The sequence below is a fragment of the Pseudoalteromonas rhizosphaerae genome, assembly GCF_902498845.1.
Lineage (GTDB): Bacteria > Pseudomonadota > Gammaproteobacteria > Enterobacterales > Alteromonadaceae > Pseudoalteromonas > Pseudoalteromonas rhizosphaerae.
On record NZ_CABVLM010000024.1, the window covers coordinates 24,264 to 35,141 of the forward strand.

Consider the following 10,878-nt stretch of genomic DNA (forward strand, 5'->3'; position numbering starts at 1 on the left):
TTAACTTTTAATCATTTTAGTAGGACGACTAACAATGGCTTTAACTCACCTTCAGCAATTAGAAGCTGAAAGTATCAAAATCATGCGCGAAGTTGCTGCTGAGTTTGAGAACCCAGTTATGCTTTACTCTATTGGTAAAGATTCATCGGTACTTTTACATTTAGCGCGTAAAGCGTTTTACCCAGGTAAAATTCCATTTCCACTGCTTCACGTTGACACCAACTGGAAGTTTAAAGAAATGATCGAATTTCGTGATCGCTTAGCCAAAGAATATGGCTTTGACTTAATCGTCCATAAAAACCCGGAAGGTTTGGCTATAGATATCAGCCCATTTACCCATGGCTCTGGTAAGCACACCGACATCATGAAAACCCAAGGTTTAAAACAAGCGCTTGATAAATACGGATTTGATGCCGCCTTTGGTGGTGCTCGCCGCGATGAAGAAAAATCACGCGCGAAAGAACGTGTTTATTCGTTCCGTGATAAACACCACAGATGGGATCCAAAAAACCAACGTCCTGAGCTTTGGAATACCTACAACAGCCAAGTGAACCCAGGTGAAAGCATTCGTGTATTCCCACTGTCTAACTGGACTGAACTTGATATTTGGCAGTATATCTACCAAGAAAACATCGATATGGTTCCACTTTATTTAGCAAAAGAACGCCCAGTTGTGGAACGTGACGGTACCTTGATCATGGTTGACGATGAGCGTATGCCGCTTGCTGATGGCGAAGTGCCAATGATGAAGTCAGTGCGTTTTCGTACTTTAGGCTGTTACCCACTTACCGGTGCGGTGGAATCTACAGCCAGTACACTGACTGAAATTATCGAAGAAATGCTGCTATCTACTTCATCGGAGCGTGAAGGTCGCGTGATTGACCACGATTCAGCTGGTTCAATGGAAAAGAAAAAACGTGAGGGCTATTTCTAATGTCTACCAATACTAACGATACAATTAATGAAGTAAGAGCTATTGGCATCGACGCCTACCTTGCTCGCCAACAAGACAAAAGCCTATTACGTATGCTGACCTGTGGTAGCGTGGATGACGGTAAATCAACCCTGATTGGCCGCCTACTGCACGACAGCCACCAGATTTATGAAGATCAGTTAGCTGCGCTACATAAAGATAACGAAAAAGTCGGTAATGCTGGTGAGGAGTTAGACTTAGCCCTGCTCGTAGACGGCTTACAAGCTGAGCGTGAGCAAGGTATTACTATTGACGTAGCGTACCGTTATTTTTCAACGGCTAAACGTAAATTTATTATTGCTGACACGCCAGGGCATGAGCAATATACCCGCAACATGGTAACTGGCGCATCAACCAGTGATGTTGCGATTATTCTTGTTGATGCGCGCTACGGTGTACAAGTACAAACTAAGCGCCATAGCTTTATTTGTGATTCATTGGGTATTAAACAGTTTGTTGTTGCCGTGAATAAAATGGATATTGTTGATTTTGACGAAACCGTTTATGAGCGCATTAAAGCCGATTATTTAAAATTTGCTGAGCAACTTAACGTATCTAACATCAAGTTTGTGCCTATGTCGGCGCTTAAAGGCGATAACGTAGTCACTCGCTCAGAGCGCACACCGTATTACACTGATAAACCACTGCTTGAGTTATTAGAAGACTCACCAGCAGCCGAAACAGACACTGGCTTTGAAGCGCGCTTCCCTGTGCAGTATGTAGTACGCCCTAACCTAAACTTCCGTGGTTTCCAAGGTACATTGACCTCAGGGAAATTACGCGTTGGTGATGCCATTAAAGTATTGCCATCAGGTAAAACCTCGAGCATTAAAGAGATTGTCACCTTTGACGGCAACTTAGACACAGCCGAAGCTGGCCAAGCAATTACTTTAACGCTTAACACTGAAATTGATATTAGCCGAGGGGACGTGATCGTTCCTGCTGAGTCAACCGCGACTGTTACTAATCAAGTTCAAGCTAAGCTTGTATGGATGCACGAAGCGCCGCTAGTGCTAGGCAAAAGCTACAACTTTAAATTAGGCAGTAAAAACACCTCAGCTATCGTGAAAAAGATTGATCACACTATTGATGTGAACACTCTTGAGCATGGTAGCGCAGACAGCCTGCAACTTAATGAAATCGCGATTGTTACCCTAGAATTGACCGAAACCATTTTGGCCGATGCTTATCACAACAATCACGAAACCGGTGCGTTTATTTTAATCGATCGTTTATCTAACTTAACTGTTGCGGCGGGTATGATTGAAAACGTGCTTGCTAAGCAACAACAAACGGGTAACTTTAGTGAGTTTGAAGTTGAATTTAATGCGTTAGTACGCAAGCACTTCCCACATTGGCAAGCGCTTGATATATCAAAGCTTAAATAACCAACTTTGCCTGTTAAGGACATATAAAGCATGTATCAACAGCTAGTATTAACAGGCATTATGCTAACTTTAGTCGGGTGCCTGTTTGGCACGCGGCTAAAGCCAGCATGGCTTTTTGTTGGCGCCATTGGCACCGCATATCTAGGCGGGTTAATCGACCTTGAAGATATGCTGATCAACTACGCCAATCCATCACTGATCACCTTAGTGTTATTAGTACTGGTTTCGATTGCGGTTGAAAAAACCACACTCGTACAAAAGCTTGCCCAGTCATTATCAAAAGGAAGTTTAACCAGCTCAGTCACTAAGCTAGGACTTTCTACAGCGTTTTTATCCTCATTTACCAATAATACGGCGGTTGTCGCATCGCTCATTACTGCCATAAAAGACAATCCAAACCATTCACCTTCAAAGCTACTATTACCGCTGTCGTATACTGCTATTTTAGGTGGCACAATTACCTTAATTGGTACTTCAACAAATTTAATCGTCAATGGTTTTGCCGTTGATGCAGGCATGGCACCGCTAGGCTTTTTCGACTTTACCATAGTCGGGTTAGGCGCATTAAGTGTGGGCCTGTTCACTATTTTAGTGATGCTAAAATATTTGCCAGACAACGGCAAAAACGATCAAGAAGTGGTGCCTTTTTATCTCGAAGGTAAAATAGAAGAAGGCTCAAAACTAATTGGTAAAAGCGTAGAAGAAAATGGCCTGCGCGAACTTAAAGACTTATTCCTAGCGGAAATTATTCGCGGCGATAAACGCATTTGTGCAGTAACCCCGCAACAAGTGATTAAAGCGGGCGATGTATTGCTGTTTGTCGGTGACATCAAATCAGTGCCACTGCTAACACGCTTTGACGGGCTAAAAATAGTTCACGATAAACATCAAAAAGATGTTGAGCACCTCGTTGAAGTTGTTGTCAGCCAATCATCTAAATTTATAGGAAAAACAGTTAAAGAAGCGCGTTTTCGTGAACAGTTTCATGCCGCTGTTATCGCTATTCGTCGCGGCCATGACCGCTTGCAAGGTGGCCTTGGTAAAGTGCAGCTGCAAGCGGGAGACTCACTGATCCTCGCACCAGGTAAAGACTTTTATAGTCTGCCTAATTTAAAACGCGAATTTGTGTATATTTCCGGGCTTGATTTACAAACTCACTTAGCGCCCAAGCAATCTAACTTAGTATTAGCGAGCTTTGCAACGGTACTTGGGCTGAGCATTATTGGCTATGTACCACTGGTAAAAGGCTTATTAGTATTGCTGATTGGCTTAATGCTCACGGGAACGATAAAGCTGAGCGAAGTAAAACGCCGTTTTCCTATTGAGTTACTCGCTGTAGTTGGTAGCGCCATTGGCCTTGCTAAACTGATGATAGGCACCGGCCTAGCTGGACAAATATCTGCAGCATTGTTTTATGTACTCGGTGATTTTGGCCCCTATGGCGCGTTTATCGCGATTTTTGTAATGACAGTAATGTTCACCGAACTTATCACCAATAACGCCGCAGCGGCACTATCATTCCCTGTCGCTTATGCATTAGCAATGGGCTTTAATGTTGACCCGCTGCCGTTTATTATGGCGGTCGCCTTTGGTGCATCTGCAAGCTTTATATCACCATTTGGTTATCAAACTAACCTGATGGTTTATAGCGCCGGCAATTATCGTTTAAAAGACTATGTATTAATGGGCTTACCACTTTCTATTATTTATTCAATAACGGTATTAACCCTGATCCCGCTGGTATTTCCATTTTAAGCCAGCGCTTACTCATAAGAGAGTTTTATAATGGATGAGAACATTGTTTGGCATAACTATGCCATTACTAAAGCACAACGTAGCAAACACAAAAGCCATAAACCGGCTATTTTATGGTTCACTGGTTTTTCCGGCTCAGGTAAAAGCACCGTAGCAAACGCCCTTGAAAGCGCACTCAATCAACAAGGTATTCACACCTACCTGCTTGATGGCGACAATGTACGCCACGGCTTGTGTAAAGATTTAGGCTTTAGCGACGAAGACCGTATCGAAAATATTCGCCGCGTTGGTGAAACCGCTAAACTAATGGTCGATGCTGGATTATTGGTACTCACCGCATTTATTTCCCCATTTCGCGCGGAACGCGATATGGTAAGAAACTTAGTCGATGACGGTGAATTTATCGAAGTGTTTTTAGACACACCTCTGGACGTATGCGAGAGCCGCGATCCAAAAGGCTTATACAAAAAAGCCCGCGCAGGTGAAATAAAACACTTCACAGGTATTGATTCAGACTACCAAATACCCCATTCACCGGAAATAATCTTAGATACCAGTAAAAACACCCTAGACCAATCGGTGCAAGAGCTGATAGCGTATCTAAAACAACAGCAAATTATTAAAGGTTAAGTCATGAACCAAACGGAACTGCTCGAAGAAATACTGATCCTTGCCCGCCAAGCTGGCAGCGCTATTATGGGGATTTATGAAAAGGATTTTAACGTTGAGTACAAAGCTGATGAAAGCCCTGTAACCGACGCCGATCTTGCAGCTCACAAAGTGATTGCCAATGGCCTAGCCCACTTAACCCCAGAGATCCCAGTATTAAGTGAAGAAAGTGCCGATATCAGCTGGGATATCCGCCAAACGTGGACCCGCTATTGGCTGGTTGACCCAATCGACGGCACTAAAGAATTTATTAAAAAGAACGGTGAGTTTACCGTTAACATCGCCTTGATTGAAAACGGCAAGCCTATCTTAGCGGTAGTAGATGCGCCTGCGCTAGGCGTGTCTTATCTGGCAGCAGAGGCAATCGGCGCATTTAAAGACCGCGGTGATGAGCGCATCGAGCTTAAAGTCACCACCAAAGCAAACAAAGGCCTTATTCGCGTAGTCGGCAGCCGCTCGCATCCATCACCGGATTTAGCCGAGTTTGTAAAACGCTTTGATGAGGTGGAAATGGTCTCAAAAGGCAGTTCACTAAAACTGTGCTTAGTCGCCGAAGGCAGCGCCGATATTTACCCACGCCTAGGCCCAACCTGTGAATGGGACACCGGCGCAGGCCACGCTATAGCCGAAATCGCCGGCGCAAAAGTCACTAAGCTTGATGGCAGCCCGCTTGTTTACAATACTAAGGATGAATATTTGAATCCGTATTTTGTAGTGAGTGTGATAGAAGAAGAAACCAAGCTATAAGCCGTAAGTTTTAAGTGGTAAGTTTAAGGCCGACTCTTCACTCGTAGGAGTTGGCTTCAGCCACGAAAAATCCTGCTCTGCATTCTATTTAAAAAAACAATTTCACCACAGAGAACACCGAGTCGCTTCGCTCTACACAGAGGGCTTTAACCATAAGCTTTAAGCGGTAAGTTTAAGACCGACTCTTCACTCGTAGGAGTTGGCTTCAGCCACGAAAAATCCTGCTCTGCATTCTATTTGAAAAAACAATTTCACCACAGAGAACACCGAGGCGCTTCGCTACACAGAGGTTGAATCATAAGCTGTAGAGCTTTAAGCGGTAAGTTTAAGCCCGACTCTTCACTCGTAGGAGTTGGCTTCAGCCACGAAAAATCCTGCTCTGCATTCTATTTGAAAAAACAATTTCACCACAGAGAACACCGAGTCGCTTCGCTACACAGAGGTTGAATCATAAGCTTTAAGCGGTAAAGCTTTAAGCGGTAAGTTTAAGCACGACTCTTCACTCGTAGGAGTTGGCTTCAGCCAAAAAAATCCTGCTCTGCATTCTATTTGAAAAAACAATTTCACCACAGAGAACACCAAGGCGCTTCGCTGCACAGAGGTTGAATCATAAGCTGTATAGCTTCAAGCGGTAAATTTAAGCCCGACTCTTCACTCGTAGGAGTTGGCTTCAGCCACGAAAAATCCTGCTCTGCATTCTATTTGAAAAAACAATTTCACCACAGAGAACACCGAGTCGCTTCGCTACACAGAGGTTGAATCATAAGCTGTAGAACTTTAAGCGGTAAGTTTAAGCCCGACTCTTCACTCGTAGGAGTTGGCTTCAGCCACGAAAAAACTGCTCTGTATTCTATTTGAAAAAACAATTTCACCACAGAGAACACCGAGGCGCTTCGTAAGCGGTAAGTTTTAAGTATCATATTCCACCTCGTAGGAGTTGGCTTCAGCCACGAAAAATCTGCCTGCATTCTATTTGAAAAAACAATTTCACCACAGAGAACACCAAGTCGCTAGGCTACACATAAGTTTGATATGTATATTTTTATAGATCGGGATTTATCCCATCACATTGTCAGGCTAAAGCCAGACCTAACTATGGGACAATAAACTTTGAGCGCTAGCTTATAAACCTAAATTCACACCTTGTAACATCAACAAAGCTCATCAATATCAGCTATTGTGTTTTAACATTCTCGGTTCAATTAATTGATTCTACGGGAAGAAGTAATGACAACGATTGAAAGTGCGATTGATTCAGCCTACCAAGCGCAAATTAAAAATCTCTCTAATGCACTAAGCCAAGCTGTACTTGCAGCGAATGGCGATGCAGATGCGATTAGCGCTGCTGAAACAAGCTTTAAAAAAGGCCTAGCCTTTGCCGCTGATATTAGAGGTCGTGCCCTAGTTGCAATCGCGTAAACTAAAAAGCCTTGTAAGTTTGTCACCTACACGGCTTTTCTTTGAATATGTTGATGCTTCACTCAATTCATGGATAATTATAGAAACATGTATCATTAACAAGGAACGATAATGCTCGGATTAATACGCTACACAGTAGAGCTATGCCCAGAAGTCAAAGGTCAGCTTACGCTAAACGGTAAACCATTAGCAAACCAACTTATCCAAAGAGGCTTAACCTTAGAGGATGAGGAAGTAGATGAAGCCTATACTGATGAGCGCGGTTTTTACTCATTTCCAGCTAAATCAATTAAATCACGCAAGCCTGGCAGTATATTTTATGAGTCAATGATAAGAGTCGTAATAGTGACTCACTTTGAAAGTCATCAGCATACTTTATGGTTTGGATTTCAATATGGGCTTAAAACCCCAATTGAATTACAAAAAAGACTAAATAATTTAAATGCAGATTTAAGCGCTGAAGAAATAAAACATCAAATCATTGATTCAGAAGCACCAAGCGGTGAGCACAATATTTCTAGCATTTGTCGTTGGACAAATTAAATCGTATAGGAAATATATTGAGGTTTTATTCTGTTTATGGATAATTATAGAAACATGGATTATTAACAAGGAACGATATATGCTCGGATTAATTCGCTATACAGTAGAACTATGCCCCGAAGTAAAAGGTCAGGTTTTTGATAATGGAATCCCATTAGCCAATCAACTCATTGAACGAAGCTTAACCTACGAAGAAGAAGAACTAGATAGTGTTTATACTGATGAAAACGGTTGTTTCTCATTTCCTGCCAAATCTCTAAAATCTCGCAAACCAGGCAGTATTTTTCATGAGCCCGTGGTGCGAGTAATTATTGATCTAGAAAGGAATGACGAAGTGTACTTGCTCTGGTTTGGTAATCAGCGAGGGTTAAAAAATACATCAGAGTTCAAAAAGCATTTGATCAATTTAAATGCGGATTTAACTTCTAGCGAACAAGTCCATCATTTTATAAACACTGACTCCCCTTTTCAGGAAGAGCATAATATATCTAGTATTTGCCGTTGGTAATATAAACTTTACTTTTTAAAAGGAATTAAAATGAGCACTTTATCTCCTGTAATTTGTGCAGAATTGGCCACTATCTCCTATGATATCCATAAGCCAACGAAACGAGGACGTTATCTACTTGAAACATCAGCAACATTAAGAAGCTTGTTCTCTTTTGATCTATCAAACGGACCAATAAAGGGAACGTCTGGCGGAGCAATGACTCATGCAACAGGTCATCAAACAGGGTTTGTACTCGTTGGCAAAGGTACTTCTCCTACAGGGCGCATGAATCCATTTAAAAATGATTTGGTATTGGCTATTCGAGGTACAGCCTCGTTATATGACGCATCTACTGACTGCAGAGCGAACCTAAGTGTTTGCGATGGTGGCCATAGTGTTCATGCTGGCTTTAATACTTTATTTGAAACCTTAAAATCAGAATTAGCCCCTTTATTAAGCGAACTTAAGCCGAGTGCTACTGTGCATTGTGTTGGTCACAGTCTTGGGGGTGCGGTTGCATCTCTAGTCGCGGATTGGGCTAAACGACGTTTTAATGCAAACATTAAGTTATATACTTTCGGTGCGCCAAAAGTAGGCTTAACTAATTTCGCATTAAGTACCACAAACGCCCTGAAACCAAAAAATATATTCCGCTGTGTAAATGGTGGCGATGTAGTACCGATGGTACCTTTTTGGCCATTTATGCAGGCTCCGTACAATGCCCCTGAATATAGGATGGACAACAACCAAATTATAGCCCCGTGGCATCACTTGATGAAATACTATACACGGAATTCACAAAAACAATCTTGGGATAGCATCAACAAAAGAGTGACATTTAATCCGTTTAAGCGTGTAACTCTAGACATTCGTCATGCAAACCAAGTACAACCTTCCATTTATTGGATGAATCGTTTAAGTGAAGCTTTAATGACAGTATTGCGTCAAGCAAAGCTAGGGGCGCTGAATGCGCTGCAGTCCGGTACTGCAAACGGTTTGAGTTTATACGACAAAATCGCGATGATTCTAGCTAACAACAATTTCCATACTGTAGACTTAACAGGCCCAATAAATGGTTTGCTTGCATGTATGCTGGCATTTGCAGGATATGCTCGAACTAAAATAAAAGAGTTATCAGCTGAATTTATTAAGTGGGTATTTGAAAAAACACTGCAGATGGTTAATAAAATAGCTCAAAAAGCACTGTCAGCGGTAGATTAATTAACGCTATTTAGCTCGAAGAAGCCATACTCTAAAAAGCCCTGTAAGTTTGTCACCTACAGGGCTTTTATTTAATCTAACTAAAGTCTCTAAAGCTACTCGCTAAGCAACAAAACCATAAATCAATGCAGCTACCGCTAATAAGCCTACCGCTAACACAAACAAGGTGCTAAAACGGCCACGGTATTTTTGTAATGCTGGAACTTTATAAACAGCAATCATTGGCATGATGAATAAGATCATCGCAATAATCGGCCCTGATAGTTGATCCATCATATCTAAGATACTTGGGTTTTTAACAGCACAAAACCAAATAGCAAAGAACATGATAGCAACACCAATTTTGTCAGCGTTTTTCAGCGACAAACTTGTTTGTTTAGTAACAAGCCCATTAAAGCTTTCTCTTGCTCCTAAAAAATGACCTAAGAAAGATGAAGTGATAGCAATAAACGCGACTAGCGGGCCAAAGGTGGCAATAAATGAATTGTCTGTCACATTCGCTAGGTAAGATAACACGGATACGTTCTGTGCTTTAGCTTGCAGCATTTGCTCTGGCGTTAAAGAGAGTACACAGGAGAATACAAATAACAACACAAATACAATTAGCAGTAAGCTAGTACGCTTTAAAATCGCTTCAGACTTAGCTGTTGCTTGCTTACCATAATGACCTCGTTGTACGTTTACAAAGCTTGAAATCGCCGCTGCGTGGCTAAATGAGAACACTATTATAGGAATTGACAGCCATAGTGTTTTACTAAAGCCTACAAACTCAGGAAAGGCCATATTTGGTACTTGCCAACTAGGGATTAGATACAAAGATAGAAACAGTAAAATCCCTACTAACGGATACACTAAAATAGCAAAAGCACGCAACATTAGCCTTTCACCACCGAGCATCAAGCTGATCATACTGGCAACTAAAACTCCTGAAAGCAATACTCTAGAAGGTGCTTCCATACCTAATTGGTTTACTATAAAACTATCAACAGTATTGGTTAGGCCAACACCATAGATCAGTAAAATTGGAAATATTGATAAAAAATACAATAATGAAATTAATCTACCAGCATTCACACCAAAATGCTCTTCAACCACATCGGTAAAATCTGCATCTTTGCTCTTTGATGACAATACAAAACGTGCTAAGCCGCGGTGGGCTAAAAATGTCATCGGCAACGCTAAGCACGCTAAAATGATCAGCGGCCAAAAGCCACCAATACCAATATTAATTGGTAAAAATAAAATACCGGCACCGACTGCAGTACCAAAAAGACTCAACACCCATTGGGTATCATGAAAGTTCCATTTCGATTTACTTGTTGTCACTGCGTCAAACTGCGCAGCATCAGTGGAAGAGTTCATGCACTTCACCTATTAGTATAATAATTTGGCAAGAGCATATAGAAATCAACACATTATTTCAGTTTTTGGCGACATAATTAACTAAATATTACAGCCTATTTTGTAATTACTGAGTTACTTACTGTCATGAATTTGAAACAGTCATAAAATCAAAATTCTTTAGCTGATAGAGGAAATAAATTTGCGAGTTTCGAGTTTCGAGTTTCGAGTTTCGAGTTTCGAGTTTCGAGTTTCGAGTTTCGAGTTTCGAGTTTTACAAAAATAAACTTTTCGCGCCCTATGTCAAACGTTCGCTAACTTTACTCTCGCTA

At 41.6% G+C, this 10,878-nt stretch carries 10 protein-coding genes; 9 read left to right on the forward strand and 1 reads right to left on the reverse strand.

What is annotated here, in order from left to right; translation table 11 throughout:
- Positions 1–34: 34 nt before the first annotated feature.
- The 9 genes from cysD (at position 35) to PSR9079_RS22665 (ending at position 9,205) form a co-directional block, all read left to right on the forward strand.
- The gene (gene cysD, locus PSR9079_RS22625; RefSeq protein WP_064668702.1) at positions 35–934 is read left to right on the forward strand and encodes a sulfate adenylyltransferase subunit CysD; all 900 of its coding nucleotides are present in this window, start codon (positions 35–37) and stop codon (positions 932–934) included.
- Positions 934–2,361 carry a sulfate adenylyltransferase subunit CysN gene (cysN, locus tag PSR9079_RS22630; RefSeq protein ID WP_149983364.1) on the forward strand — a complete coding sequence of 476 codons (1,428 nt, stop codon included), beginning with the start codon at positions 934–936 and terminating at the stop codon, positions 2,359–2,361. Before cysD ends, cysN begins: the two co-directional genes overlap by 1 nt.
- Before the next feature lie 30 nt (positions 2,362–2,391).
- Positions 2,392–4,116 carry an SLC13 family permease gene (locus PSR9079_RS22635; protein WP_149983365.1) on the forward strand — a complete coding sequence of 575 codons (1,725 nt, stop codon included), beginning with the start codon at positions 2,392–2,394 and terminating at the stop codon, positions 4,114–4,116.
- A 30-nt stretch (positions 4,117–4,146) separates the two neighbouring features.
- Positions 4,147–4,746 carry an adenylyl-sulfate kinase gene (gene cysC, locus PSR9079_RS22640; protein ID WP_149983366.1) on the forward strand — a complete coding sequence of 200 codons (600 nt, stop codon included), beginning with the start codon at positions 4,147–4,149 and terminating at the stop codon, positions 4,744–4,746.
- A 3-nt stretch (positions 4,747–4,749) separates the two neighbouring features.
- On the forward strand, positions 4,750–5,532 hold the full coding sequence (gene cysQ / locus PSR9079_RS22645) for a 3'(2'),5'-bisphosphate nucleotidase CysQ (protein ID WP_149983367.1): 783 nt from the start codon (positions 4,750–4,752) through the stop codon (positions 5,530–5,532).
- A gap of 1,227 nt (positions 5,533–6,759) precedes the next feature.
- Positions 6,760–6,951: a hypothetical protein gene (locus PSR9079_RS22650; protein WP_149983368.1), complete on the forward strand. Its 192-nt coding sequence runs from the start codon at positions 6,760–6,762 to the stop codon at positions 6,949–6,951.
- 111 nt (positions 6,952–7,062) lie between these two features.
- Positions 7,063–7,494, forward strand: coding sequence for a DUF6795 domain-containing protein (locus PSR9079_RS22655; protein ID WP_149983369.1), 432 nt, complete (start codon positions 7,063–7,065; stop codon positions 7,492–7,494).
- A 79-nt stretch (positions 7,495–7,573) separates the two neighbouring features.
- Complete coding sequence (locus PSR9079_RS22660) at positions 7,574–8,002, forward strand: DUF6795 domain-containing protein (RefSeq protein WP_149983370.1); 429 nt, start codon at positions 7,574–7,576, stop codon at positions 8,000–8,002.
- A 30-nt stretch (positions 8,003–8,032) separates the two neighbouring features.
- Complete coding sequence (locus PSR9079_RS22665; RefSeq protein WP_149983371.1) at positions 8,033–9,205, forward strand: lipase family protein; 1,173 nt, start codon at positions 8,033–8,035, stop codon at positions 9,203–9,205.
- A 102-nt stretch (positions 9,206–9,307) separates the two neighbouring features.
- Here PSR9079_RS22665 and PSR9079_RS22670 read toward each other — a convergent pair whose 3' ends face one another.
- Positions 9,308–10,567 (reverse strand): aromatic amino acid transport family protein, encoded by a 1,260-nt coding sequence (locus PSR9079_RS22670; RefSeq protein WP_149983372.1) that lies wholly within the window; start codon positions 10,565–10,567, stop codon positions 9,308–9,310.
- Positions 10,568–10,878: the final 311 nt, after the last annotated feature.

What these genes read in the sequence shown, in the direction of transcription:
- cysD (WP_064668702.1), top strand. Translation starts at nt 35, where the DNA reads ATGGCTTTAACTCACCTTCAGCAATTAGAAGCTGAAAGTATCAAAATC.
- cysN (WP_149983364.1), top strand. Translation starts at nt 934, where the DNA reads ATGTCTACCAATACTAACGATACAATTAATGAAGTAAGAGCTATTGGC.
- PSR9079_RS22635 (WP_149983365.1), top strand. Translation starts at nt 2,392, where the DNA reads ATGTATCAACAGCTAGTATTAACAGGCATTATGCTAACTTTAGTCGGG.
- cysC (WP_149983366.1), top strand. Translation starts at nt 4,147, where the DNA reads ATGGATGAGAACATTGTTTGGCATAACTATGCCATTACTAAAGCACAA.
- cysQ (WP_149983367.1), top strand. Translation starts at nt 4,750, where the DNA reads ATGAACCAAACGGAACTGCTCGAAGAAATACTGATCCTTGCCCGCCAA.
- PSR9079_RS22650 (WP_149983368.1), top strand. Translation starts at nt 6,760, where the DNA reads ATGACAACGATTGAAAGTGCGATTGATTCAGCCTACCAAGCGCAAATT.
- PSR9079_RS22655 (WP_149983369.1), top strand. Translation starts at nt 7,063, where the DNA reads ATGCTCGGATTAATACGCTACACAGTAGAGCTATGCCCAGAAGTCAAA.
- PSR9079_RS22660 (WP_149983370.1), top strand. Translation starts at nt 7,574, where the DNA reads ATGCTCGGATTAATTCGCTATACAGTAGAACTATGCCCCGAAGTAAAA.
- PSR9079_RS22665 (WP_149983371.1), top strand. Translation starts at nt 8,033, where the DNA reads ATGAGCACTTTATCTCCTGTAATTTGTGCAGAATTGGCCACTATCTCC.
- PSR9079_RS22670 (WP_149983372.1), bottom strand. Translation starts at nt 10,567, where the DNA reads ATGAACTCTTCCACTGATGCTGCGCAGTTTGACGCAGTGACAACAAGT.